Genomic DNA, 425 nt, shown 5'->3' on the forward strand with positions numbered 1-425 from the left:
GCCGGCCACCCGGCACACCTTCGCCACCACCCCGAAGATGAGCACCTACCTGGCCGCGTTGATCGCCGGGCCGTACGCGGTGTGGCGCGATTCGTACTCGGACTCCCACGGCGAGATCCCGCTGGGCATCTTCTGCCGCGCGTCGCTGGCCGAGTTCATGGACGCCGAGCGGCTGTTCACCGAGACCAAACAGGGTTTCGGCTTCTACCACTCCAATTTCGGGACGCCGTACGCCTTCGGCAAGTACGACCAGCTGTTCGTGCCCGAATTCAACGCGGGCGCCATGGAGAACGCCGGCGCCGTGACGTTCCTCGAGGACTACGTCTTCCGGTCCAAGGTCACCCGGGCCTCCTACGAGCGGCGCGCCGAGACCGTTCTGCATGAGATGGCGCACATGTGGTTCGGCGATCTGGTCACCATGCAGT

The 425-nt window shown here is 65.4% G+C and carries 1 protein-coding gene; it reads left to right on the top strand.

The genetic code is table 11. The annotated features are described in order from the left end of the window. Positions 1 to 425 (top strand): M1 family aminopeptidase (locus tag RM572_RS29410; protein WP_311676391.1); only part of this gene is annotated, 425 nt, incomplete at both ends.

Source organism: Streptomyces hazeniae (assembly GCF_031845485.1).
Taxonomy (GTDB): Bacteria; Actinomycetota; Actinomycetes; order Streptomycetales; family Streptomycetaceae; genus Streptomyces; species Streptomyces hazeniae.